The sequence below is a fragment of the Saccharothrix sp. NPDC042600 genome, assembly GCF_040647305.1.
Lineage (GTDB): Bacteria > Actinomycetota > Actinomycetes > Mycobacteriales > Pseudonocardiaceae > Actinosynnema > Actinosynnema mutabilis.
On the sequence record NZ_JBEZBW010000067.1, the window covers coordinates 21,172 to 45,326 of the forward strand.

The window sequence follows — 24,155 nt, forward strand, 5'->3', positions numbered from 1 at the left end:
GGCTCACGCTTCCCGGTCGGCGAGGGCTTCGAGGTCGGCCAGCACGAGTTCCTCGACCAGGCCGGCGAGGTGGGACACGGTGCGGGCGGTCAGCACGTCGCGTGGTGACAGGTCCACGTCGAAGGCCGCCTTGGTCCGGGACGTGATGCGCAGGCTGCGGATGGAGTCGCCGCCCAGCGCGAAGAAGCTGTCCTCCACGCCCACCCGGTCCACGTCGAGCACCTCGGCCCAGATCTCGGCGATGGCCCGCTCGGTCTCGGTGCGCGGGGCCACGTACTCGGTGGAGGTGACCGCGTCGCGCTCGGGCGCGGGGAGCGCGGCGCGGTCGAGCTTGCCGTTGGCGTTGAGCGGCAGCCGGTCCAGCGCCACGTACGCCGCGGGGACCATGTAGTCGGGCAGCGCGGCCGAGGCGTGCTCGCGCAGGTCCGCCACGGCCACGTGCCCGTCGGGCACGTAGTAGGCGACCAGGCGTTCGTCCACCGCGAGCACGACGACCTGCGCGACCGCGGGGTGCGCCGCGAGGACGGCCTCGATCTCGCCCAGCTCGACGCGGAACCCGCGGATCTTCACCTGGTGGTCCGCGCGGCCCAGGCAGTGCAGCGTCCCGTCGCGCCAGACGCCGAGGTCGCCGCTGCGGTACATGCGCTCGCCCGGCGCGCCGAACGGGTTGGCCACGAACCGGGACGCGGTCAGGCCCGGCCGGTCGAGGTAGCCCCGGGCGAGGCCGGGGCCGGCCACGTACATCTCGCCGACCACCCCGGGCGGCACCGGTTCGAGGTCTTCGTCGAGCACGTAGACCCGCAGGTCGGGCATCGGGACGCCGATCGAGCCGTCGGCCACCGTGTAGGTGACGTGCACGGTCGTCTCGGTGATGCCGTACATGTTGATCATGGTCCCGGCGCCGCGCCAGTCCTTGGTCTTGTCCAGGTCCAGCGGCTCGCCCGCGAAGATCACCCGCTCCACGTCCGGCTGCTCGGGGATGAGCTGGTAGAACGCCGACGGCGTCTGGTTGAGCACCGTCACGCCCTCCTCCCGGACCAGCCGGGCGAACTCGCGCGGCGACCGGGAGGTCTCGTAGGACACGACGACCAACCGCCCGCCGTGCAGCAGCGCGCCCCACAGCTCCCACACCGACACGTCGAACGCGTAGCTGTGGAACAGGGGCCAGACGTCGTTCTCGTCGAACCCGTACCAGTGCCGGGTGGCGGCGAACAGCCGGATGACGTTGCTGTGCGGGATCACCACGCCCTTGGGCTTGCCGGTCGAACCGGACGTGTAGATCACGTACGCCGAGTTCTCCGGGTGCAGCTCCACGCGCGGCGCGGTCGTCGGGTACCCGGACAGGTCGGGCAGCCGGTCCAGCACGACCACGGGTTTGCCGTCGGCGATCGTGCCCGCGATGCGCTCGGCGGGGTAGGCCGGGTCGATCGGCAGGTACGCCGCGCCGGACTTCAGCACGCCGAGGACGGCCACGACCAGGTCCGCGGTCCGCTCGAACAGCAGGGCCACCAGGCGCTCCGGGCCCGCGCCCGCCGCGACGAGGTGGTGGGCCAGCCGGTTGGAGCGCTCGTCCAGCTCCCGGTAGGTCAGGTGCTCTCCGGCGAAGCTGACCGCGATCGCGTCGGGCGTGCGGGCGGCCTGCGCGGCGAACCGCTCGGGGATGGTCGTGGTGACCGGGAACTCGGCGTCGCCGTTCCAGTCCACCAGCACCTGCCGGCGCTCGGCGTCGGACAGCCACGGCACGCGCGCCACCGGCCGCTCGGGGTCCTCGGCCAGCCCGACCAGCAGCGCCTTGAGCCGCTCGCCCAGCCGCTCGACGGTCGCGGCGTCGAACACCGCGGGCTCGTAGCCCAGCAGGACGCCCAGCCGCTGCGACGGGTACACCGTGGCGCTGAGCGGGAAGCTCGTGGTCTCCACGGCCTCGATCTCGCGCAGCCCCATCCCGTCACCCAGTTCGACGGGGTAGTTCTCGAACACCACCGCGCTGTCGAACAGGTCCACCCCGTCGGCCACCGCGCTCCACGCCTTGAGCCGGGTCAGCGGCACGTGCTCGAACCGCCGCGACTCCGCCTGCGCGGCTTGGAGCCCCCGCAGCCAGGCCACCACCGGCCGCGTGCCGTCCACCGCCACCCGCACCGGCAGCGTGTTGATGAAGATGCCCGTGATGGCGTCCGCGCCCGGCAGGTCCGCCGGCCGCCCGGACACGGTCGCGCCGAAGCACACGTCCCGCTGCCCCGACGACCGCGCCAGCAGCAACGCCCACGCGGCCTGCACCATCGTGTTCACGGTCAGGCCGTGGGTGCGGGCGAACGCGTAGAGCCGGTCCGACTCCTCGGCCGACAACGCGACCGCGTGCCGCTCCGACGACGCCGCCGGTCCCGCCGCGGGCCGGTCGGCCGGCAGCGGCGTCGGCGAGTCGAACGTGCCCAGCACCTCCCGCCAGTGGCGCTCGGCGGCCTGCTCGTCCTGCGCCGCGAGCCACGCCACGTAGTCCCGGAACGGCCGGCGCTCGGCGGGCTCGCCCAGCACGTCCGACAGCACCTGGAAGACGCTCCACCCGTCCAACAGCACGTGGTGGAACGTCCACACCACCCGCACGGTCTCCGGCGCGAGCCGGACCACGGCCACCCGCATCAGCGGCGGCACGGACAGGTCGATGCCCAGCGCCCGGTCCTGCTCCAGGAACACCCGCAGCCGCTCGGCGCGCGCGTCCTCGTCCAGGTCGCTCCAGTCCAGGAACGTGAACGGCACCTCGGCGTGCTCGTGCACCACCTGCAGCGGCTCGGGCACGTCCTCCCACAGCACGCTCGACCGCAGCACCGGCGTCCGGTCCACCACCCGCTGCCAGGCGCGGGCGAAGGCCGCCGAGTCGGGCACCCCGTCCACCAGGAACGTGATCTGCTGGAAGTACACGCGGGCGTCCGACCCGCCGAGGCGACCGCGCTCGCCCAGGCCGTGGAAGACCATGCCCGCCTGCATCGGCGTGAGCGGGTAGGCGTCCTCGCCGGTGATCCGGTCCACCTGCTCCTGGGTCAGCCGCGCCAGCGGGAAGTCCGACGGCGTCCGGCCGCCCGCGCCCGGGGCGGCGCAGTGGGCGATGACCGCGCGCAGCGCCGCCGCGTAGGACTCGGCCAGCCGCGCCACGGTGGACTCGTCGTGCACGGCCGCGCTGTAGTGCCAGGCGACCTCCAGCCGCCCGTCCTGCACCCGGCCGACCACGTCGAGCAGGTGCGGGCGGGGCATGTCGGGGTCGGCGGTCAGGTCGAGGTCGCGCTGCCCGCCGCCCCACCGGCCGATGTAGTTGAAGCCCACGGCCGGGTCGCACGCGGGGCCGCCGGCGAGCCGGCGCAGCGCCCCGTAGCCGATCCCGCGCCGCGGGACGGCCCGCAACCGCTCCTTCACCGACTTCAGGGCCGCGCCCCACTCGCGCGGCACGTCCAGCGCCACCGGGTAGACCGAGGTGAACCAGCCGACCGTGCGGGACAGGTCGATGTCGGCGAACAGCTCCTCGCGGCCGTGGCCCTCCAGGTCCACCACGACCCGGTCGCGACCGGTCCAGTCGGCCAGCACCCGGCCCAGCGCGGTCAGCAGCACGTCGTTGACCTGCGTCCGGTACACCTCCGGCACGTCGCGCAGCAGCGCGGTGGTGTCCTCTTCGGACAGTCGGACGGTGACTTCCCGCTCGGTGGCGTAGGTGTTGGCGCCCCGGCGGTCGGTGGGGACGTCCCCGCCGGTGACGGCGGCCCAGTGCGCGAGTTCGTCGTCGAACCCGCCGGCGCGGGTGTGCCCGGCCAGCCGGCGCGCCCAGTCCAGGTACGACGTGGTCTTGCGGCCCAGCGGTTCCCGCCGCAACGCGGTCACCAGGTCCTCGGCCAGGATGCGCCACGACACCACGTCCACGACCAGGTGGTGCGCGGTGAGCCGGACCGACCGCGGACCGACGAGTTCCCCGCGCAGCAACGGGTCCGGGCCGCCGACCGGCCGGTTGACCTGCCGGTCCGCCTCGAACCGCATCCGCAGGGCGTCGTGGTGCTCGACCAGCGCGGCGACGGCGTCGGCCAGGTCCGCCTCGGTGACGGCGAAGTCCAGGTCCACCACCAGGGACTGCTCGAACAGCCGGGAACCGGTGCCCAGGAACCACCGCTGGATCGGGGTGAGCGGCGCGTCGCCGGTGACCGGGCCCTGGTCGGCGTCGGGCGGCAGGTCGCGGGTGACGTGCGGCGCGAGCGCGGCGACGGTCTGGTGGGCGAAGATGTCCCGCGAGGTCAGCACGAGCCCGGCCGCGCGGGCCCTGGTCACCACCTGGATGCCCAGGATGGAGTCGCCGCCCAGCGCGAAGAAGTTGTCCCGCACGCCGACCTTCGGCGCGCCCAGCACCTCGGCGAACACGTCCGCCAGCACGGCCTCGGTGGGCGTGCGGGGCGCGACGTACCCGTCGGACTCGCGCGGCGGCGCGGGCAGGTCGGCGCGGTCGAGCCGGTGCAGCCCGACGAAGGTGGCCGGGATCGCGTGCGCGGGCAGGGTCTGGCCGGCGAAACCCTTGAGGGCGGCCGGGTTCACCGGCGGCGCCACGTAGGCGACCAGGCGGCCGTCCACCGGGACCACGACGGCGTCGGCCACCTCGTGGTGCCGCTTGAGGGTCTCCTCCACCTCGGCGAGGTCCACCCGCAGGCCGCGGACGCGCACGGCGTCGTCGGGCGGGAAGTCCAGCTCCACCAACGACCTCAGCGGCCGGTCGGGGTGCGCCACGACGTCGTGGAGGAGCCGGTCGAGGTCCTCGGCGAGGCGCTCGACGGTCTCGGCGTCGAACAGGTCGGTGTTGTACTCGACGGTCAGCGTGAGCGAGTCGTCGCGCGGCCAGAACTCGACCACCAGGTCGAACCGGGCGTGCGGGCGGGGCAGGTCGTGCTCGGCCAGCGCCAGCCCGCCGAAGTCCGCCCGCTCGACCAGGGGTTGCTGCAACGCCACGACCGCCTGGACCAGGGGAGTGCGGCTCGGGTCGGGCTCGACGCCCAGCTCGGCCACCAGCCGGTCGAACGGCACGTCCTCGTGCTCGAACGCCTCCACGACGGTGCCGCGGACCTGGTCGAGGAACGCGGTGAACGGCAGGTCCGGGTCCACCCACGAGCGCAGGACGAGCGTGCGCACGAAGAACCCGACCGCGCGCTCCAGGTCGGCGTGGTCGCGGCCGGAGGTGACGGTGCCGACGGCGATGTCGCGTTGCCGGGCCCGTGCGGACAGCAGCACCTGCACGGCGGCGGTCAGCGTGGTGAACAGGGTGGCGTCGTGCGCCCGGCCCACGGCGGTGAGGCGGTCCACCAGGTCGCGGGGCAGCGGGCGGCGGTGGACCGCGCCGGCGGTGGTGCGCAGGGCCGGGCGGGGCCGGTCGGTGGGCAGGTCGAGCGCTTCCAGCCCGGCCAGCCGCTCGACCCAGTAGGCGGCGTCCTGGTGCGGGCGGTCGGCGTCCCAGACCGCGAAGTCCGGGTACTGGGCGGTGGGCGCGGCCGGCTCGACGCCCGCGTAGAGGTCGGCCAGCTCGTCCACCAGCACGGCCACCGACCAGCCGTCGGTGACGATGTGGTGCTGCACCAGGACCAGGACGTGGTCCTGCGGGCCGAGGGGCTTGAGCACCGCGCGGGTCAGCGGGCCGCGCCGCAGGTCGAACGGCGCGCACAGCTCGCGCTCGTCCCCGACGACCAGCGGGATGGTGCCGTGGTCCGCGACCACCTGCACCGGCTCGCCGTCCACCACGTCGAACGTCGTGCGCAGGGCGGCGTGGCGTCGCGCCAGCGCGTCCAGCGCGGCCTCCAGGCGGGACACGTCCAGGGGCCCGGTCAGCCGCAGGCCCACGCCGGTGTTCTGCTCGGCGGTGCCGTCGAGGGAGAACAGCCGGCGCTGCGCGGGGGACAGCGGCAGCGGTCGGTCGTGCGGGACGCGGGGGATCGGGGTGCGCGTGGGCAGCACGGCGGCCAGCGCCTCGACCGTCCGGTGCTCGAACATGGCCGCGACCGGCAGGCCGCCCAGCCGGGCCAGCGCCCGCACGGCCAGGATCGAGTCGCCGCCGAGGGCGAAGAAGTCGTCGTGCGCGCCGACCAGGGGGACGCCCAGGACCTCCTGCCAGGCCTGGGCCACCCGCCGCTCGGCGTCCGTGCGGGGCGCGACGAAGTCCTCCGGGGCCGTGCCGACGACGGGCGCGGGCAGCGCGTCGCGGTCGAGCTTGCCGTTGGGGGACAGGGGGAAGGTGTCCAGCGCGACGAACGCCGACGGCACCAGGTAGTCCGGGAGCGTGGCGGCCAGGTACTCGCGCAGGCCCTCGACCTCGCCCACCACGTAGGCCACGAGCCGCTTGGGCTCGTCGCGGGCGACGACGACGGCCTGCCGCACCGCCGGGTGCTCGCGCAGCAGCGCCTCCACCTCGCCCGGCTCGACCCGGAACCCGCGGATCTTCACCTGGTGGTCGGCGCGGCCCACGAACGCCAGCTCGCCGTCCGGGGCGCGGCGCACCACGTCGCCGGTGCGGTACATGCGCGACCCGGGCGGGCCGAACGGGTCGGCCACGAACCGGGCCGCGGTCAGGCCGGGCCGGCGCAGGTAGCCCCGCGCCAGGCCCACGCCGGTCACGTACAGCTCGCCCTCTTCGGCCGGGCGCAGCTCGTCGTCCAGCACCCGGACCTCGGTGCCGGGGATCGGCCGGCCGATGGGTGGCGCGCCGCCCGGCTCCAGCGGCCCACTCCAACTGGTGACGACGGTGGACTCGGTGGGGCCGTAGGCGTTGACCATGGTCCGGCCGGGGGCCCACCGGGCCACCAGGTCGGGCGCGCACGCGTCACCGCCGACGACGAGGCAGCGGAAGGTGGGCAGCGGCCGGTCCGGGACGGTCGCGAGCGCCACCGGCGGGATGAGGGCGTGGGTCACGCCGAACCCGTCGATGACGTCCGCGAGCTGCTCGCCCAGCAACGGGCCGGGCGGCGGCACGACCAGGGCCGCGCCGGCCGGCAGCGCCATGCACAGCTCCAGCACGGACGCGTCGAAGCTGGGGGAGCTGAACTGCAGGACGCGGTCGCCGGGCCGCACGTCGAAGTGCGCGATCTCGGCGCGCGCGAACGCGGGCAGACCCCGGTGCGTCACCACCACGCCCTTGGGCCGCCCGGTGGAGCCGGAGGTGTAGATGACGTAGGCGGGGGAGTCGGGGTGGATCGGCACACCGGGGTCGGTGTCGGGCTGCCCGTCGGTGTCCAGGGGGCCGTCGAGGACGAGCAGCGGTTCGGCGTCGGCGAGCATGAAGTCGATGCGCTCGGCCGGGTAGGCGGGATCGACCGGCAGGTAGGCGGCGCCGGTCTTGAGCACGGCGAGCCGGGCGACGACGTTGTCCACCGACCGGGGCAGGGCGATCGCCACCACCCGCTCCGGTCGGGCGCCCTTGGCCAGCAGCAGGTGCGCCAGGCGGTTGGCGCGCGCGTCGAGTTCGCGGTAGCTCACCGCGCCCTCGGCGCAGACCACGGCGGGGGCCTCGGGGGTTCGGGCGACCTGCTCGGCCACGAGTCTCGGCAGGTTTTGGGCAGACGTCATCGCGAGCGGAACCTTTCTGGGGGATTCGGGGAGCAGCGGGCGCCGCCTTACCCGCTTTTACTGGGGTCCAAACGTGTTTTTCAGACCATTTCCGGGACCTGCCGCCGGGCGAGCCGGCCGCCGATCTGGATCCACTCGATCGACCCGCGCTGGGGGTCCCGCAGGAAACGGCCCGTCTGGCTGGTGTCGCCCGTGTCGGAATCACGCATCGCGAACACCAGCCCGTCGAACAACGACAGGTCCGCGAACGGCTCGCCGTCCACCGTGAGCTCCAACTCTTCGCAGTCGGCCGGTCGCACCTTGTATTCGGTGTCGCCGTTGCGGAACCGGCCCGCGCACTCCGGCGGGGGCGGGATCCGGCGGCGCAGCGCGCGGAATCCGTCGTAATCGGCGACCGGCAGGCCGGCCTCGGCCAATTCGGGCACCAGGTCGCGCCACAGCGCGAAGCCGCTGCTGCCGTTGGTGGTCAGCGCGACCACGGTGCCGTCGTCGGGGTTGATCCGCAGGTGGCAGGAGGTGCCGTCGGCGGTGCCGTCGTGGCCCACCCACACCGCGCCGTCCCGCTCGTAGAGGGCGAGGCCCAGCCCCCAGCCGTCGGCCATGCCGAACGGCTCCGCGTGCCGCACCGGCGCGCGCATCAGGTCGAGGTCGTCGGGGTCCACCAGGGTCGGCGGCGCGCCCGCGAGCATCCGCCCGAACGTCACCAGGTCGGTGGCGCTGGCCGCCAGCGCGCCCGCCGGCGCGTCCACCAGGGCCAGCGACTGGCGCACCGGGACGACCCGTTTCAGCGCGGCGTTGACGGCGTGGCCCGGCACCGCGGCGCGGTCGGTGTCGGGCCCCACGGTGAACCGCGGGCGCAGGCCCAGCGGGCGCAGCAGCACCGCGTCCACCGCCTCCCACCAGGACATCCCGGTCGCCTGCTCGATGAGGTGGCCGACCAGGACGTAGCCGATGTTGGAGTAGGAGAAGCCCGCGCCGGGGCGGTGCAGCGGCACCAGCGTGCGGCACGCCTCCAGGGCGTGGCGGCGCAGCGAGGTGCCGTGGACGTCGTCGGGGTCGGACGGCAGGCCGCCGGTGTGGCTGAGCAACTGGCGCAGCGTGAGGGGCAGGCCGACGTCGGGCAGCGGCGCGTCGAGGTCGAGGTCGCCGTCGGAGACCAGGGCCATGGCGACGGTCGCGGTGAAGGTCTTGGTGATCGACCCGATGGGCACGGCCGCGTCGGGGGGAAGGCCGACGGCGGTGGTCCACAGCCCTTCACCGGGGCGGTGCACGGCGAGCTGCGCGCCGGGCACGAGGTGCTCGTCGACGAGGCCGACTAATCGACGGGCGATCTGTTCGCGGTTCATCGATCCGATCCTTTGTGCGAATGGACCATTTGGTCGCGGACCTACGTTGACGGCCGTTCCGGGAGCCACGCGACCGCCAAACGGAGCATCTGCCGAATTAAGATTCCCCGGTTTCTGCGGAAGTAACCGGCCGTTTCCGGCGGCGCCTCCCCATTTCACTCGAACGGCCTGGTTTGGACTGGCCGGTTCCGTAAGTGCCGGGGCGTATGTGAGGTCTATTCGCACTCGGGGGGAAACCCGGCGCGGGGGTGTCCACTGGATGGACTCGCGAAGTATATTTCACGGTGTTGGACAGTGTTACCGAAGAAATGCGGCCACAGGCGTAACCTTCCGGCATCGGTCGTCGTTTGTGGTTACTCGCCGGTCGGGTTGTCGGTGTGCGCGGCGGGCGCTTCTGCGGGTTGCGCGACGTGCAATGTGTTCGGCTCGTCGGCGCGTGATGAGCCGGCGCGTGGGGGTGCGGTCAGCCCGCGTGCGGTGTGCGGCCGATCGGCGCGCGGTGTGCGCGGCCGGGTGTTACGCGTCGGCGGCGCGGGTGCGGCGGTAGTGGCGGGCGGCTCGGACGCGGTTGCCGCAGCCCGGCGAGCACCACTCGCGGCGCGGGTGGTCCTTGACGAAGTACAGGACGCAGCCCGGGGCGTAGCAGGCGCGCAGCAGGGCGTGGTCCGGACCGGTGAACAGCTCGACCGCCTCCGCCGCGGTGGCGGCGAGGACCTCGGCGGGTCGGCCGGCGGTGTCCGTGGTGGTCCGGCGGACCAGGTCGCCGTCCTCGACGGTGAGCTGCGGCCAGGTGGCGGCGCGGCGGACGGCCGCGTTCACGGCGGCGACGGCCGCGTCAGGGTCTCGGCCGGCGGCGATCTCGCGGGTGTCGTCGGTGATCGTGGCGGCCAGGTCGCGCAGGGCTTGGCGCAGGGCGCGGAACGCCTCCAGGTCGGCGGCGTCCGCGGGGGCGCCGCCCAGCCAGGTGGTCAGGCCTTCCGTCGTGGTGAGGTCGTCGTGCGGCCCGGAGCGGTCGGCCCAGACGGTGTTCATCAGGCGGACGGGGCGGGGTTCATCGGGCAGCACGGTCTCACGGTAGCACCGGCTTGCATGCGTTAGGCACGTGTTCTAACGTTTGCGGCGAACCGCAAACGTTAGAGGGGGTTGACCGTGCAGCTGGTGCCGCCGTTCGACGAGGAGACCGCCCGCCGGAAGGTCCGGGCCGCGCAGGACGCCTGGAACACGCGCGACCCGCTGCGCGTGGCGGCGGCGTACACACCGGACTCCGTGTGGCGCAACAGGTCCGAGTTCGTCACCGGCCGGGACGAGATCGTCGCCTTCCTGACCCGCAAGTGGGAGCGGGAGCACGGGTACGTGCTGCGCAAGTCCCTGTGGGCGTTCGCGGGCGACCGGATCGCGGTGCGCTTCCAGTACGAGTGGCACGACGACGAGGGGCAGTGGTGGCGCAGCTACGGCAACGAGAACTGGGAGTTCGCGGCGGACGGCTTGATGCGGCGGCGTGAGGCGAGCATCAACGACGTCCGGATCGGGGCGCACGAGCGGCGGATCGACCCGGCGTCGGACGACGATCTCCCGCTCGGGTGACGGTCCGCGCACAACCGGTGGGGCGGGTCGGACGTCCTCCAGGGCGTGATCGACCGGCACCTGGAGTGGGACGGCTGCTACAACGCCCGGGACCTCGGGGGGTTGGCGGCCGGGTCGCGGGTCACGCGGGTGGGTGCGGTGGTGCGCGCCGACGCGCCGGACCGGCTGACCGGGGCGGGGTGGGCTGCGGTCCGGGACCACGGGATCCGGACCGTGGTGGACCTGCGCGACCCGGACGAGCGCGGGGCGGCTGGCGGCGGGTTTCGCGGCGCTCGGGATGCCGGACCAGGGGCCGTGGATCGAGGCGGCGTTGGCGGCGAAGGCCGCCGTGGTGCGGCCGAGGACCGCGGCGATCTCGGCGTAGGGGTAGCGGAAGACGTCGTGCAGGACGAAGGCGACGCGTTCGGCCGGGGACAGGGCGTACCAGCGGGCGTGGGTCTCCTGCGCCACGTCCTCGGCGTTGGCCGGCGAGCCCGGGAGCCGGTGGGCGAGGTTGATCAGCCGGCGGCGTTCGCCCATGACCGCGGTGACGCCCGGGGCCCCGTGCTGGGCCGTGGTGGTCATGAATCGGCTCCCTCGCTCGCTCACACCTGATCAGACAAGACAGCGCCCCGGGTCGTGGGGTCGGACCTCACGTTCCGGGGCGCTGTCTTGTCGTACCGGTGACAACGACGAGTGAGGAGACTGACTTGTTCGACGAACCAGCCTCGTCCGAGCGACTGGAGCGGGTGGCCGCGGCGTTGCGCGCCAACGGGTTCGCGGCCGAGGTGCTTGCCGACGTCGCCGCCGCGCGGGCCCGCGTCGGGGAGCTGGTGCCCGAGGGCGCGAGCGTGCTCACCGGGGCCAGCGAGACCCTGCGGCTGTCCGGCATCGACGAGGACATCAACGCCAGCGGCCGGTACGACGCCATCAGACCGCGGGTCCTGGCCATCGACCGGGCCACGGGCGCCGACGAGATCCGCAAGCTGGTCGCCGGCCCCGACTTCGTGGTCAACAGCGTCGCGGCGGTGACCGAGACCGGCTCGGTCGTGCTCGCCTCGGGCAGCGGCAGCCAGTTGCCCGCCAACGCCGGTGGCGCGGCGCGGGCGGTGTGGGTGGTCGGCGCGCAGAAGGTGGTGCCCGACCTGGCCACGGCGTTGCGCCGCGTCGAGGAGCACGCCCTCCCGCTGGAGAACGCCCGCGCCCAGGCCGTGTACGGCATGCCCAGCGCCGTCAACCGCCTGCTCGTCCTGAACGCCGAACCCCGGCCGGGGCGGGCCACCGTGCTGCTGCTGCGGGAGGCGATCGGGTTCTAGTCGTGCTGGATGCGTTGGTGCAGCGACTCCATGCGGGCGTCCAGCTCGGCCGCGATGGCCGCCGAGCTGGTCAGCTCCTCCACGAAACCGGCGGGCACCTGGTCGTCGTACTTGTAGAACAGCTTGTGCTCCAGGGTGGCCCAGAAGTCCATCGCGATCGTGCGCAACTGGACCTCCACCTTGACGTGCTCCACGCGGTCGGACAGGAAGACCGGGATGCGGACGATCAGGTGCAGGCTGCGGTAGCCGTTGGGCTTCGGGGCGGCGATGTAGTCCTTGGTCTTGAGGATCTCGACGTCGCTCTGGCGGGCCAGCATGTCGCGGACCCGGTAGACGTCGGAGACGAACGGGCAGACCACCCGCACGCCGGCCACGTCGTCCAGGTGCTCGGCGGCCAGGGCCAGGTCCGCGGGCAGGCCCTTGCGGCGCAGCTTGTCGAGGATCGCGTCGGGGCGCTTCACGCGCTGGGTGATGTGCTCGATCGGGTCGTGCCGGTGGACGAGGTCGAACTCCTCGCTGAGGATGCGGAGCTTCGTCATCAGCTCCTCGACCGCGAACTTGTAGACCACCAGGGACTGCCGCAGCAGGTCGTCGGCGACGCCCGTCTCCATGATCCCAGCGTACCGATCAGCTACGATGCCGGGTGTGAACACCCACTGGCACGTCGTTCTGCCGCCGCCGGCCGCCTGACGGGCGCACCCGCGGCAACCTCCTGAAATCCGCTCGGCCCTGTCGCCGTGCGCCCGTTCGCGCCCTTTTTCGGACATCCGCGAACGGAGAACACGTGTCGTCCACTGTGCTTCGAGCACGCTTCACCCACGGACCGCTGCCCATCCTGGGCGCGTGCTTCCTGTGGGGCACCACCGGGACCGTCAGCTCGTTGGCGCCGTCGTCCGCACCCGCGGCGGCGGTCGGCGCGGCGGGGTTGGTCGTCGGTGGCCTGTTGTTGTTCTTGACCGCGCGCGGCGCGCGGTCGGTCGTCGTCCGGGCCGATCGGCGGTTGTTGCTGGTCGGGGCGGTGACCGTGGCCGGGTACGCGTTGGCGTTCTACCCGGCGGTGGCGCGGACCGGTGTCGCGGTGGCCACCACCGTGGCGTTGGCGACCGCGCCGATCGTGCTGGGGGTGCGCTCGCGGCCCCTGGTGACCTCGACCGCGGTGGCGGGGTGCGCGGCGCTCGTCCTCGGGGGCGGGGAGGCGCACGTGGACCTGGTCGGCGTGGGGCTGGCCGTGGTCGCGGGGTTGTCCTACGCCGCTTACTCCGTGGTGTGCGCGCACCTGATCGGGGTGGGGTTCCCGGCGCGGGCCGTGGTGGGGACCGTGTTCGGCGGGGCGTCGGTGTTGACCTTGCCGGTGCTGCTGTGGCTCGGGGTCGGGTGGCTGGGCGCCGGCAGCGGGGTGGCGGTGGTGGCGCACCTGTCGGTGTTCACCACGTTCCTGGCCTACCTGCTGTTCGGCCTGGGGCTTCGGCACACCTCGGCCGCCGCGGCGACCACGTTGACGCTCGCCGAGCCGGCGGTGGCGGCGGTGCTGGGTGTCGTGGTGCTGGGGGAGCGGTTGCCCGCCGTGTCCTGGGCGGGGATGGCCGTGCTGGCGGTGGCGTTGGCGGCCCTGGCCCGCTGAGACGGGGAAGGCTGCCCGGTCGGGCGCGGTGCGCGCGACCGGGCAGCCTCCGGGGTGCCGTGGCTCGGCCGAGGGTCCAGCCGAGGTCAGGTCAGGCAGGGGTCAGGTCCGGCGGGGGTCAGGCCTGGCCGAGGTCAGTCCTGGCGGCGGTCCATCGCGCCGCCCAGGCCGTAGAGGATGCGCTGGATGACCTCCGGGTCCACCTCGGGCTCGTCGCCCAGCGCCTCCGCCGCCGGGGAGCGGCGGGGTTCGCGGCGCGGCAGGGGGACGGCCGAGGCGTTCATGCCCGACGGCAGGGAGAGTTCGCACCACGCCAGGCGTCCGCCCGCCGTCAGGTCCACCAGGCCCGCCCGGCCGCCCGCCAGTTCCGGCGGCAGCGCCACGCGGTTGCCCTCGACCTCCACGACCAGGCAGTTGCCGCTCAGGCGCAGGCGCACCAGGAGGAACCCCGGGGCGCGCTGGTCGGCCACCTCGACCGCCGCGGCCACCAGGCGGCGGGCCGTCTGGGCGGCCTCGTCCTGCATCGAGCGCAGGCGCCACTCGCCGAGCGAGAAGCGCACGAACATGTCCGCGACGTTGACCGCGGTGGGCAGCGCGACGAGTCGAATGTCGTCGACCTGTTCGGTCCGGGCGTTCACACCGATCCTCCTCGCCGGGCGTCCAGCCGCATGTTGCGCCAGATGGTGCCATGAATACAGCCCGTGTCACCCACGTGGTCTAGACACCGTGAGCGGAACGTGTCCATTAGTACGGGCGGAGCGGGCCGGTGGTTCACGGTTCGTGCCTGGAAGGTCTCAGACCGTACCGATGTGCGGACTGGGGTGGAATATCAGGGGTCACTCGAACCAGCGATGCGACCACTGCGCGTGCACGCGAAAGGGGCCTGTCCGGACTCGCCGGTCAGGCCCCTTCGAAGGGGTGCTCAGGCCTGCAGGACGGCCTCGATCTCCAGCAGGATGGTGATCTTGTCGCCGACGGCCGCGCCCGCCGCGCCGCCGGTCACGCCGAAGTCCTTGCGGCTGATCTCGGTGCTGGCGGAGAAGCCCGCGACCTTCGCGCCCTCGAAGCCGTCGCCGAAGCCGTTGAGCTCCAGCTCCAGCTCGACGGTCTTGGTCACGCCGCGCAGGGTCAGCTCGCCGTCGACGATGAAGCCCTCGCCGTTGGCGCGCACGCCGGTGGAGGTGAAGGTCAGCTCGGGGTACTTCTCGACGTCCAGGAAGTCCTCGTTGCGGACGTGGGCGTCGCGCGCCTCGTTCTTGGTGTTGATCGACGCCGTCTCGATCTTGGCGGTGACGGTCGACTCCAGCGGGTTCTCGGCGGTCACGATCTGGCCCTCGAACGTGTCGAAGTGGCCGCGGACCTTGGAGATGCCGAGGTGGCGGACCACGAAGGAGACGTCCGAGTGCACCGGGTCGATCGCCCACGTGCCCGCGATGTAGCCGGGGATCTGCACGGTCTGCGTGGTCATGGTGTAGTCCTTCTCGCTCGGTCTGGTTGAACTCTCAACCGAACATAGCGCATCCTGGTTGAGAGTTCAACAAGGCCCGTATGATGGGAGCATGAGCGAAGTGCGGTGGCTGAACGCCGATGAACAGCGGATTTGGCGCGGCTTCATGACCGCCGTGACCAAGTTCACCGAACACCTCGACCGGCAGTTGCAGCGCGACTCGCGGATGCCGGTCGCCTACTACGAGATCCTGGTCGCACTCTCCGAGGCCCCGGACCGGTCGCTGCGGATGAGCGAGCTGGCCCTGGTCTGCCACTCCTCCCGGAGTCGGCTCTCGCACGCGGTGGCCAAGCTGGAGAAGGAGGGCTGGGTGCAGCGGCAGGCGTGCCCGTCGGACCGGCGCGGCTCCATCGCCGTGCTGACCGACCGCGGGTACGCCGTGCTGGCGGAGGCCGCCCCCGGACACGTCACGGCGGTGCGCGAGCACCTGTTCGACGTGCTGACCCCGGAGCAGCTGCGGTCGCTGGAGGAGATCAGCCGGGCGATCGACAAGGGCCTGCAGGGCGAGTGCGCCCAGGTGCGGGCCGAGCTGGGCGAGTTCTAGCCGGGCGAGCGCTCACCCCGCCCCGGCGCGAGGGACGCGACCGGGCGGGCCCTCCGGCGTGGAGCGCGACCGGGCGTCCCTTCGGCGTGCAGCGCAGTCGGGCGTCCCTCCCGCGAGGGAGGTGTTCGGTCCGAAGTGGACGCATCCGGCCGAAGGTCCTTGCGCCGGTCGGAGCAGGGCCGAAGAGTCTCCTCCGAAGTGTCATAGGAGGGCGTTAGCATCCGCGCGTGGGGTTAACGCTGGGGAAGATCGCTCGTCGGGTCGTCGCGGTCGGCCGCCGTCAATCGGCGAGTGCCACCGCGGCCTCGTTGGGCGTGTTGCTGCTGGTCGGCGCGGCGCTGGGCAACGGGATCGCGCGCACCGCCGTCGACGTCTCCGACGGGATGACCTGGCTCGGTGACGACGAGCGCGGCGAGGTCGTGCAGGTCAACCCGAGCTCGGGCAAGCCGCAGACCCGGTTGCAGGTCAGCGGCGGCGACGCGCAGCTGGAGATCGCGCAGTCCGACGACCGGCTGATCGTCCTGGACCGCCGCACCGGCCAGATCACCGTCGTGGACCTGGCCACCCTGCTCGCCAGCGGACGCCGCCAGGCTCCGGTCGGGCAGTCGCCGAAGGTGCTCATCGTGGACGACCGCATCTACGTGGTCGACCGCGACGCGGGCACCGTGCACAACGTGGACCCGGTGACCCTGGCCGACGTCGGCGAGCCGTGGCGGGTGGGCCGGCCGCTGGCCGACGTCGTCGCCGACGACCGGGGCGTGGTGTGGGCCGTCGACCACGGCGGCAACCTGCACGCCTTGGAGTGGGCCGAGGACGCCGACAGGTTCCGTCAGCTCTCCAACCGGCCGGTGCCCGGCGCCGGCCCCCGCACGGCCCTGGTGCCCCACGAGCGCGGCGTGACCCTGCTGGGCCTGGAGGGCGGCGTCGTCGTGCGCGACGGCACCACCCGCGACCTCACCCTGGGCACCGACTCGCTGTCCGGCGAGGTGCTGGCCGCCCAGTCCAGTCCGCCCGGCCTGGTGCCCGCCGCCGTGCCCGACGCGAGCGCGGTCGTGCTGGTCTCCGACGACGACGTGGTGCGCGTGGACATGGGCCAGTACGGCTGTGCCCGCCCCGGCCGCCCCGCCGTGTTCCGCGACCGCGTCTACGTGCCGTGCCGCGGCGCGGGCAAGGTCGTGGTGCTGGACCGGTCGGGCAAGCGCGGCAGCCAGGACGTGCCCGCGCCCGGCAACGACCCCGAGCTGGTCTTCGACGACGGCAAGCTGTTCATCAACACCCCCGGCGCGTCCAACGGCGTCATCGTGGACACCGACGGCCGCACCAAGGACGTGGTGATCCGCAGCCCCGAACTCCCGGTCACCGACCCGGACCGCTCGCCCATCCCGAGCGTGCCCAGCCCGCCGCCGCCCAGGCCCGACCCGCCCACGCGCGACGACCGGCGGCCCGGCGGCCCCGACCCGACGACCACCACCGACGCGCCGGTGACCACCACCCCGAGCGCCGGGGTGAAGGGCGTCGCGCCCGGCCGGCCGCCCGGCGTGACGGTGAACCAGGTGTCCAACGACGGCTCGACCGTCGTGGTCCGCGTGACGTGGGGCGCCGCGCCGGACAACGGCGAGGCGGTGTCGGGCTACTCGGTGACCGCGACCGGCGGCTTCAGCGGCGGCACGAAGTCCACCCAGGTGGCCGGGACGTCGGCGGACCTGTCGCTGCCCTGCGCGGGCGGCGCGTTCTGCGCCAGCGGTCGGCTCGACGTGTCCGTCACGGCCTACAACAGGCTCGGCTCGGGCGAGGCCGCGACCGCGTCGTTCTCGGTGCGCCCGCCGGTCGTGGCGACCACCACCACGCAGCCGCAGCCGCAGCCGACCACCACGACGACCACGCCCCCGCCGCAGCCCCAGCCGACCACGACGACGACCACCACACCGCCGCCGCCCAGCCTGCCCACGGCGGGCGCGGTCGTGATCTCCTCGGTCGGCGCGACCGGCGACATGTTCAGCCGGATCATCAACACCTCGCCCCCGGCCGACTGGGCCAACCACAGCGGCACGTGCGAGGTCGTCAACATCACCTACAGCACGTCCGTGCCCATCGCGTGCGGCGGCGGGTCGGTCGAGATCTACGTGGACATCGGCACGAACCGGATCGTCGTGCGGGCGCACGCCGGCGGGCAGTCGGTCGACTCCTACGCCCGCAGCGTGATCGTGCGCGACATGGAGCCCGAACCCTGCGGCGGCGGCCGGATCTGCCAGCCGCGCAGCGCGCCCCGCGCCGACGCCGCCCCGATGGCGAGCGGCGGCCTGGCGCTGCTGGCGGCGGCGTGGCTGCTGGGTCTGCGCAACCGCAAGCGCCCCGAAGACGAACAGTGAACAAGGGCACGACGAGGGGTACGGGCGAGAAGTGACGACAACGGCGGTCCCGGCGGTCGGCGAGGACGAGATCGCGGCGTTCCGCGTCCTGCACGCGCGCCTGGGCGACGCGGTGGAGACCGCGGTCCGGGGCAAGCGGGAGGTGGTGGACCTCGTCCTGGTGTCGCTGTTCGCCGGCGGCCACGTGCTGCTGGAGGACGTGCCCGGCACCGGCAAGACCACGCTGGCCCGCGCGGTCGCGGGCGCGCTGGGCGGGGTGTCGCGGCGCGTCCAGTTCACGCCCGACCTGCTGCCCTCCGACGTGACCGGCACGTCGGTCTACGACCCGCAGACCGGCCAGGTGAAGTTCCGGCCCGGCCCGGTGTTCGCCAACATCGTGCTGGCCGACGAGATCAACCGCGCCGCCGCCAAGACCCAGTCCGCGCTGCTGGAGGTCATGGAGGAGCGCACGGTCACCGTGGACGGCGTGGCGCACGCGGTGCCCGCGCCCTTCCTGGTGGTGGCCACGCAGAACCCGATCGACCTCGACGGCACCTACCGGCTGCCCGAGGCGCAACTCGACCGGTTCATGCTGCGCACGTCCATCGGCTACCCGTCGCCCGAGCACGAGCTGGACGTGCTGCGGCCGGGCAGCGGCGCGGGGTTCGTCGGCGCGGTGCCGACGGTGTCCAACCCGCACGTCGTCGCGGAGTACGGCCGCCGGTTGCAGACCCTGCACGTGGCGGACCCGATCCTGCGCTACGTCGGCGAGCTGGGCGCGGCCACCCGCGCCGACGACCGGCTGCGGCTGGGCGCGAGCACGCGCGGGCTCAAGGCCCTGGTGCGGTGCGTGCAGGTGTACGCGGCTTCGCGCGGGCGGCACTTCGCCGTGCCCGGTGACGTCCAGGCGCTGGCGGCGCCCGTGCTGGCGCACCGCCTGGTGCCGACCCGCGAGGCGCAGCTGGCCGGGGTCACGACCGAACAGGTGCTCCAGGACGTCGTCGCGGGTGTGGCGGTGCCCAGACCGTCGTCGCGATGAGGGGCGTGCGGCTGACCCGGCGCGGCGTGGGCGCGGTGGTGCTCGGTGTGCTGCTGGTGGCGGTCGGGCTGTGGTGGCGCTACCCCGGCGTGGTCGGGATGGGCGTGGCGCTGGTGGCGCTGGCCGCGGTCGGGGTGCTGTCGGTGTTGTCGCGGGCGCGGGTCGCGCCGCGCCGGACCGTGCGGCCCCGGACCGTGCCGCGGCTGGGCACGTGCACCGGCGTGGTCGAGCTGACCGGCACCGGCAAGCGGTTCCCGGTCGTGTTCGACGCGGTGGACCTGGTCGCGGGCAACCCGGTGCCGGTGGGCATCCCGGTGCTGCGGCCGGGGCAGACGGTCGAGGTCGAGTACCCGATCCCCACGCACGCCCGCGGGCTGCTGCCGGTGGGGCCGTTGACGTTGAGCCGGCGGGGGTTGGCGGGGCTGGCGGTGGCGCGGACCGTGCTCGGCGACGTCGTCCGGGTGCGGGTCGTGCCGCGCGTGCTGCCCGTGCGCGGGCTGCCCGGCGGGGTGCGGCGCGGGCACGTCGGCGCGGACGAGCGGGTCGAGCGCGGCGGCACGGACCTGGTGGGCCTGCGCGAGTACGTGCCCGGCGACGACCTGCGCCGCCTGCACTGGGCGACCTCCGCCCGCACCGGCACGCTGATGGTCCGCGAGGACGCCGACCCGGCCCGCCCGCACCTGGCCGTGCTGCTGGACGACGACGCCCGCGGCTACCCGGACCCCGCGCGGTTCGAGGACGCGGTCGAGGTGGCCGCGTCGCTGGTGACGGTGGCGGTCGCCGAGGGGCACCCGGTGCGGCTGCTGACCTCCTCGGGCGGGGTGGACGTGGAGGTGGCGGCCGGGTCGGTCGACGCGTCCGCGGTGCTGGCGGTGCTGGCCGAGATGGCGGTGGGGTCGTCGGGCGCTTCCCCGGTGCCGATCCGGGACCTGGACGTGGTGGCGGTGGTGTGCGGGTCGGCGTCGGACCTGTCGGCGTTGACGTTGGAGGCGTCGCGGGCGTCGGTGGGCGTGGTGCTGGCGGTCGACGAGGCGGCGGGGATCTCCGCGTCGGGTGGGGTGTTGGTGTTGCGTGCGCCGGACGCGGAGTCGTTGCTGTCGGCGTGGGGGACGGCGGTGTCGCGGTGAGCGCGGGTGCTGGGTCGCCGGGTGCTGGGTCGGCGGGTGCTGGGTCGGTGGGTGTGCGGTCGTTCGGTGTGCGGTCGGCCTGGGGAGTGTTGGTCCTTGTGGTGGCGGCGGTCCACCTCGGGGCCGGGTGGCAGGGGTGGGTGCCGGCGCTGGTGTTCTCCGGCGCGGTGGTGGTGGCGTTCGCGTGCGTGCCGCTGGTGCGGTGGCGGCGGGTGCCGGCCGGGCTGACGTTGCTGTGCCTGGTGGCGTTCGCGCTGGCCGGCGCGTACTGGGTGGCCCGCGACACCGCCGAGACCACCGACCCGACCACCGTGCTGCTCGACGTCGTGCCGCGCCTGCTGACCGCCGCCCGTCCCGCGCCCGCCACGCCGGAGCTGCTGGTGCCGGGCGTGCTGCTGGTGTTCGGGGTCGCGCTGGCGGTGGCCCTGTCGGTGACCGGCCGCGCCCTGCTGGGGCCCGCGGTCGGGGTCGTCGTGCTCTACACGTGCACCGCGCTGCTGACCGCCGGCAAGGCCGACCGGCACGGGTTGGTGGCGCTGCTGCTGGTGGCGCTGCTGGTGGTGGGCTGGCTGGTGGTGGACCGGTTGGAGACCGGTGGCCGACTGCTGGCGGCGTTGCCGCTGGTGCCGGTCGCGGTGGTGGCGCTGCTGGCCTCGACCGTGCCGACCACCGGCGCGTTCGAGCCGCGCGAGCTGGTCGAGCCGCCGGTGACCGACCTGGGCGTGACGAACCCGTTGCCGCAGTTGGCTTCCTGGGCGAACCTCGGGCCGGTCGAGCTGTTCCGCGTGCGCGGCCCGGAGCGGGCGATCCGGCTCGCGGCGCTGTCGGACTACTCGGGCGCGGCGTGGCGGGCGGCGTCGCTGTACGGGCCGATCGGCGCGGTCGCGGACCCGGACCTGCCGCCGGGCGGCCGGACCGCCGAGGCCGAGGTGGAGGTGACCATCGGCGAGCTGACCGGCAGTTGGGTGCCCACGGCCGGGCGGCCGACGTCGGTCACGCTCGACGGCGCGATGGTGGACCCGAACTCCGGGTCGCTGGTGCTGCTGGACGGGCTGTCGCCGGGGTTGTCGTACCGGGTGCGCGGGGTCGTGGACGTGCCCGACGACGCCGACCTGACGCGGGCCGGCGTCCCGGCGGGGGAGCGGGCCCGGCGGTACCTGGCGTTGCCGGGGTTGCCGTTCTCGCTGGCGGAGTACGCGCGGCAGATCGTGCGGAACGCCCGGACGCCGTTCGAGCGGGCGGTGGCCATCGAGCAGGTGGTGCGGACCGGGCGCGTCCCGGACGCCGGCGCGCCGGTCGGGTCGTCCTACGCGCGGCTGGAGCGGTTCCTGTTCGGGACGGCCGGGGAGCCCGGGGCCGGGGCCGGGACGGCGGAGCAGTTCGCGTCGGCGTTCGCGGTGCTGGGGCGGGCGGTCGGGTTGCCGACGCGGGTGGTGGTCGGGTTCCAGCCCGCCGGCGGGGACGGTGCGGTCGGTGCTGCTGGTGGCGGAGAGCGTGTGGTGCGGGGGAGCGACGCCACCGCGTGGCCGGAGGTGTACTTCGAGGGGTGGGGCTGGGTCCCGTTCGACCCGCTGGCGGGGTCGTCGTCGGGTGGGTCCAGCGCGGCGGCCAAGCGGGAGGTGCTGGACCGGCTCGCGTCGATCACCGCCACGCCGACGACGACCGCGTTGTCCGCTCCGCCGCCGTTCGTGCCGTCGTCCGCCCAGCCGCCGGCGCGGGCGGTGGCGTCGGAGTCGCGTCGGTGGGTGGGTTGGGTGGTGCTGGCCGCGGTCCCGCTGGTGGTGTTGTTGCTGGTGGTCGCGTTGCGGGTGGGGCGGCGCGTGCGGTTGAGGCGGGCCGGTGCGGCGGGGGCCTGGGAGCACGTGTTGGACGGGTTGTTGCTGGCCGGCCGAACGCCGCCGCCCGATCGGACGGCTCCGGACATCGCCCGCGAGTTGGGGCCGCCCGCGGATCGGTTGGCGGAACTGGCCGACCGCTCGGCCTTCGCGCCGGTGGGGACGGCGGTGGTGGTGGGCGGGGTGGAGCCGGTGGGGAGGGGCGGCGGGCCGCAGGCTGTGGGGAGGCATGGCGGCGAGGCGGAGACGTGGCGGTTGGCGCGGGTTGTCGCGGGAGGTGTCAAGCGGCGGGCTCGGTGGTCGCGGCGGCTGTTGTGGGCGGTGGATCCGCGGCCGCTGTGGCGTCGTCGCTGACCGTTCCCGTCAGCCGTTGCGGACCGCGCAGGACTGGTCGGAGGAGCCGCGTTGCGTGGTCGAGTCCTCCAGGCCGATGGCGACCACCTTGAAGCAGTACTGCTCCGCCTTGGGGTCCAGGCCCTCGACGGTGTGCTGGGTGTTGCCGGCGGCGATGGTGCCCGTCCCGCGCGGCGTCTGCCCGGTCACGTCGAACACCACGAACTGCGCCTTGCCGCTGCTCGGGTCGGTCCAGTGCACGGTGATGCTGGAACCCTTGTCCTCCAGGCGCTTCAGCACCGGGACGAACCTCGGGTCGGCTTGCAGCGACGTGGCCGAGGCGGTCGTGGTGGCGGTGGTGGTGGACGACGGCGGCTGGGCGGTGACGGTTTGGGCGTTGTCGCGGACGCTCAGGTAGACCCCGCCGCCGACGCCCACCACCAGTGCCGCCACGCCGGCGAGGACCTTCGGCGCGCGCCGTGAGCCCTCGCCGGCCATGCGGTTGTCGCGGGGCTTGGCGGTGAGCGGGCGGTCCGGCGGGAGGGTCACCAGCGGGGGCGCGGGCGGTGGGACCGGTGGGCGGTGCGTGGAGTGGCGGACGGTCAGGTCGGCCAGGTCCTCGGTCCACGTGCGGGGCGCCGGTGGTTCGGCGGGTGGCGGTTCCGGGGTGGGTTCGGGTTCGGGCGCGGTGGGGCTCGGGCCGAAGTCCGGGACCATCGTCGGGCCCTCGGGGTAGTGCCGGGGGACGTCCCGGCGCACCGCCACCGTGTGGTCCGGGTCCACTGTGGACTGCGGGGCCCAGGTCGGGATCGCGGCCAGGGCGGCGCGCAGCGAGGTGGCGTCGGGGAAGCGGTCCTCGCGGTTCTTGTTCAGGCACCGCAGGATGATCGCGACCAGCTCCGGCGGCACGTCGCGGCGCAGCAGCGACCGGGGCGGCATCGACTGGACGCGGCCCAGGTAGGCGAGCATGGTGTCCTGCTCGGGCGTCGCCGACGCGAACGGCGGCTGCCCGTCGAGCAGGGTGAACAGGGTCGAGCCGAGCGACCACAGGTCGTCCGCCGCCGCCGGCGGGTGTCCCTCCACCATCTGGGGCGCGGCGTGGCGGTAGCTGACCATCTGCAGGGACGCGGAGTGCCCGGCGTCCGCGCCGCGCGCGATCCCGAAGTCCGCGAGGACGTAGGAGGTCGGGAGGACCAGGATGTTCTGCGGCTTGACGTCCCGGTGCAGGATGCCCTGCCCGTGCGCGAACGCGAGCGCGTCGGCCACCGCGATCCCGGCCGCCACCACGTCGGCGACGGGCAGCGGGCCGTGCTCGGTGAGCCGGTCGTGCAGCGAGCCCAGGTCGTGGTACTCCATGACGATGCACGGCCGACCCGCGATCGAGCCGGTGTCGAGCACGGTCACGATGTGCGGGTGCTGCCGCCCGAGCCGGACGGTGATCTCCAGCTCGCGCTGGAACCGCGCCACGGTGCCTGGATCGGTCACGTCGAGCACCTTGACCGCGACGTCCCGCCCCAGCCCGTCTTGGCGCGCCCGGTACACCGTGCCCTCGCCGCCGTGGGCGACTAGCCGGAAGTCGCTGTAGCCGGGCAGGCTGATCGCCGGCGCGGTGGTGGCGGTGGGCTCGGGTGCCCACTGTCTCAGGTCGTCCGACGGATCCACTCCCGGATCTTATCCGGCGGAGGTGGGGGTGGAAGGGGGCTTCGCGCTCTTGGACGCTGCGCGCTGGTGTGCTGTCAAGGTCGGGGTCGGGGTCGGGGTCGGGGGGCGGGGTCGGGGTCGGAGAGCGAAGAGCGAAGAGCGAAGAGCGGAAAGATCAAAAGCGGCGCTCGCCGCGCGGCAGGCCCCCGGGGGGTGGAAGGGCGTCGGTTCGTTCCCCGTACGGCCTGCCGGAGGCAACCACGCTTTGGTCTTCTCCGCAACCGGAAAAGCTGGTTGCGGAGAAGACCAAAGCGTGGTTGGGCTGCGCCCAGGGAGGTCGGAAGTGCACACCTCGGTAATCCAGTC

15 protein-coding genes and 2 pseudogenes are annotated in these 24,155 nt (G+C 74.0%); 9 read left to right on the forward strand and 8 right to left on the reverse strand.

The window, feature by feature from the left end; translation table 11 throughout:
• Nucleotides 1–3 precede the first annotated feature (3 nt).
• The 3 genes from AB0A74_RS30050 to AB0A74_RS30060 form a co-directional block, all read right to left on the reverse strand.
• Entirely contained in the window at nucleotides 4–7,569 is a 7,566-nt protein-coding gene (locus AB0A74_RS30050) for an amino acid adenylation domain-containing protein (protein WP_358254660.1), read from the reverse strand.
• An 80-nt stretch (nucleotides 7,570–7,649) separates the two neighbouring features.
• A complete protein-coding gene (locus AB0A74_RS30055) occupies nucleotides 7,650–8,915 on the reverse strand; it encodes a serine hydrolase domain-containing protein (protein ID WP_358254662.1) in 1,266 nt (421 codons plus the stop codon).
• A 516-nt stretch (nucleotides 8,916–9,431) separates the two neighbouring features.
• The gene (locus AB0A74_RS30060; protein WP_358254664.1) at nucleotides 9,432–9,980 is read right to left on the reverse strand and encodes an ABATE domain-containing protein; all 549 of its coding nucleotides are present in this window, start codon (nucleotides 9,978–9,980) and stop codon (nucleotides 9,432–9,434) included.
• A gap of 78 nt (nucleotides 9,981–10,058) precedes the next feature.
• Between AB0A74_RS30060 and AB0A74_RS30065 the strand changes: the two genes are divergently transcribed.
• Together AB0A74_RS30065 and AB0A74_RS30070 are read left to right on the forward strand one after the other, a co-directional pair.
• Entirely contained in the window at nucleotides 10,059–10,499 is a 441-nt protein-coding gene (locus tag AB0A74_RS30065) for a nuclear transport factor 2 family protein (RefSeq protein WP_358254665.1), read from the forward strand.
• Nucleotides 10,500–10,544: 45 nt separating this feature from the next.
• Nucleotides 10,545–10,688: pseudogene (locus AB0A74_RS30070) on the forward strand (tyrosine-protein phosphatase); the annotation flags it as partial.
• Nucleotides 10,689–10,820: 132 nt separating this feature from the next.
• Here the strand turns inward: AB0A74_RS30070 and AB0A74_RS30075 are convergent.
• Nucleotides 10,821–11,063: pseudogene (locus tag AB0A74_RS30075) on the reverse strand (sigma factor-like helix-turn-helix DNA-binding protein); the annotation flags it as partial.
• A gap of 125 nt (nucleotides 11,064–11,188) precedes the next feature.
• Here AB0A74_RS30075 and AB0A74_RS30080 point away from each other — a divergent pair.
• The gene (locus AB0A74_RS30080; protein WP_358254666.1) at nucleotides 11,189–11,794 is read left to right on the forward strand and encodes an LUD domain-containing protein; all 606 of its coding nucleotides are present in this window, start codon (nucleotides 11,189–11,191) and stop codon (nucleotides 11,792–11,794) included.
• Here the strand turns inward: AB0A74_RS30080 and AB0A74_RS30085 are convergent.
• Nucleotides 11,791–12,405, reverse strand: a complete 615-nt coding sequence (locus AB0A74_RS30085) for a GTP pyrophosphokinase family protein (protein ID WP_358254668.1) — start codon at nucleotides 12,403–12,405, stop codon at nucleotides 11,791–11,793. The two genes, AB0A74_RS30080 and AB0A74_RS30085, sit on opposite strands and share 4 nt — an antisense overlap.
• A 173-nt stretch (nucleotides 12,406–12,578) precedes the next feature.
• On the opposite strand from AB0A74_RS30085, the gene AB0A74_RS30090 reads away from it, so the two are divergent.
• Nucleotides 12,579–13,415 (forward strand): EamA family transporter, encoded by an 837-nt coding sequence (locus tag AB0A74_RS30090; RefSeq protein WP_358254670.1) that lies wholly within the window; start codon nucleotides 12,579–12,581, stop codon nucleotides 13,413–13,415.
• A 134-nt stretch (nucleotides 13,416–13,549) separates the two neighbouring features.
• On the opposite strand, the gene AB0A74_RS30095 is transcribed toward AB0A74_RS30090, so the two are convergent.
• Together AB0A74_RS30095 and AB0A74_RS30100 are read right to left on the reverse strand one after the other, a co-directional pair.
• Nucleotides 13,550–14,053: an ATP-binding protein gene (locus tag AB0A74_RS30095; protein WP_358254672.1), complete on the reverse strand. Its 504-nt coding sequence runs from the start codon at nucleotides 14,051–14,053 to the stop codon at nucleotides 13,550–13,552.
• A gap of 284 nt (nucleotides 14,054–14,337) precedes the next feature.
• Nucleotides 14,338–14,883: a YceI family protein gene (locus AB0A74_RS30100; protein WP_358254674.1), complete on the reverse strand. Its 546-nt coding sequence runs from the start codon at nucleotides 14,881–14,883 to the stop codon at nucleotides 14,338–14,340.
• Between the two features lie 91 nt (nucleotides 14,884–14,974).
• Here AB0A74_RS30100 and AB0A74_RS30105 point away from each other — a divergent pair, with 91 nt between their 5' ends.
• The 5 genes from AB0A74_RS30105 to AB0A74_RS30125 all read left to right on the forward strand — a co-directional run bounded on the left by AB0A74_RS30105 (nucleotide 14,975) and on the right by AB0A74_RS30125 (nucleotide 22,169).
• Nucleotides 14,975–15,466, forward strand: coding sequence for a MarR family transcriptional regulator (locus tag AB0A74_RS30105; protein WP_358254676.1), 492 nt, complete (start codon nucleotides 14,975–14,977; stop codon nucleotides 15,464–15,466).
• 227 nt (nucleotides 15,467–15,693) lie between these two features.
• Complete coding sequence (locus AB0A74_RS30110; protein ID WP_358254678.1) at nucleotides 15,694–17,835, forward strand: hypothetical protein; 2,142 nt, start codon at nucleotides 15,694–15,696, stop codon at nucleotides 17,833–17,835.
• A 31-nt stretch (nucleotides 17,836–17,866) separates the two neighbouring features.
• Nucleotides 17,867–18,853, forward strand: a complete 987-nt coding sequence (locus tag AB0A74_RS30115) for a MoxR family ATPase (protein ID WP_358254680.1) — start codon at nucleotides 17,867–17,869, stop codon at nucleotides 18,851–18,853.
• The gene (locus AB0A74_RS30120; RefSeq protein WP_358254682.1) at nucleotides 18,850–19,980 is read left to right on the forward strand and encodes a DUF58 domain-containing protein; all 1,131 of its coding nucleotides are present in this window, start codon (nucleotides 18,850–18,852) and stop codon (nucleotides 19,978–19,980) included. The genes AB0A74_RS30115 and AB0A74_RS30120 overlap by 4 nt, the downstream gene beginning before the upstream one ends.
• 89 nt (nucleotides 19,981–20,069) lie before the next feature.
• Nucleotides 20,070–22,169, forward strand: a complete 2,100-nt coding sequence (locus AB0A74_RS30125; RefSeq protein ID WP_358254684.1) for a transglutaminaseTgpA domain-containing protein — start codon at nucleotides 20,070–20,072, stop codon at nucleotides 22,167–22,169.
• 9 nt (nucleotides 22,170–22,178) lie between these two features.
• On the opposite strand, the gene AB0A74_RS30130 is transcribed toward AB0A74_RS30125, so the two are convergent.
• Nucleotides 22,179–23,810, reverse strand: a complete 1,632-nt coding sequence (locus AB0A74_RS30130) for a protein kinase (RefSeq protein ID WP_358254686.1) — start codon at nucleotides 23,808–23,810, stop codon at nucleotides 22,179–22,181.
• Between the last annotated feature and the right edge of the window lie 345 nt (nucleotides 23,811–24,155).

Coding starts and splice junctions, on each gene's coding strand:
- AB0A74_RS30050 (WP_358254660.1), bottom strand. CDS start 7,569: ATGACGTCTGCCCAAAACCTGCCGAGACTCGTGGCCGAGCAGGTCGCC.
- AB0A74_RS30055 (WP_358254662.1), bottom strand. CDS start 8,915: ATGAACCGCGAACAGATCGCCCGTCGATTAGTCGGCCTCGTCGACGAG.
- AB0A74_RS30085 (WP_358254668.1), bottom strand. CDS start 12,405: ATGGAGACGGGCGTCGCCGACGACCTGCTGCGGCAGTCCCTGGTGGTC.
- AB0A74_RS30100 (WP_358254674.1), bottom strand. CDS start 14,883: ATGACCACGCAGACCGTGCAGATCCCCGGCTACATCGCGGGCACGTGG.
- AB0A74_RS30105 (WP_358254676.1), top strand. CDS start 14,975: ATGAGCGAAGTGCGGTGGCTGAACGCCGATGAACAGCGGATTTGGCGC.
- AB0A74_RS30120 (WP_358254682.1), top strand. CDS start 18,850: ATGAGGGGCGTGCGGCTGACCCGGCGCGGCGTGGGCGCGGTGGTGCTC.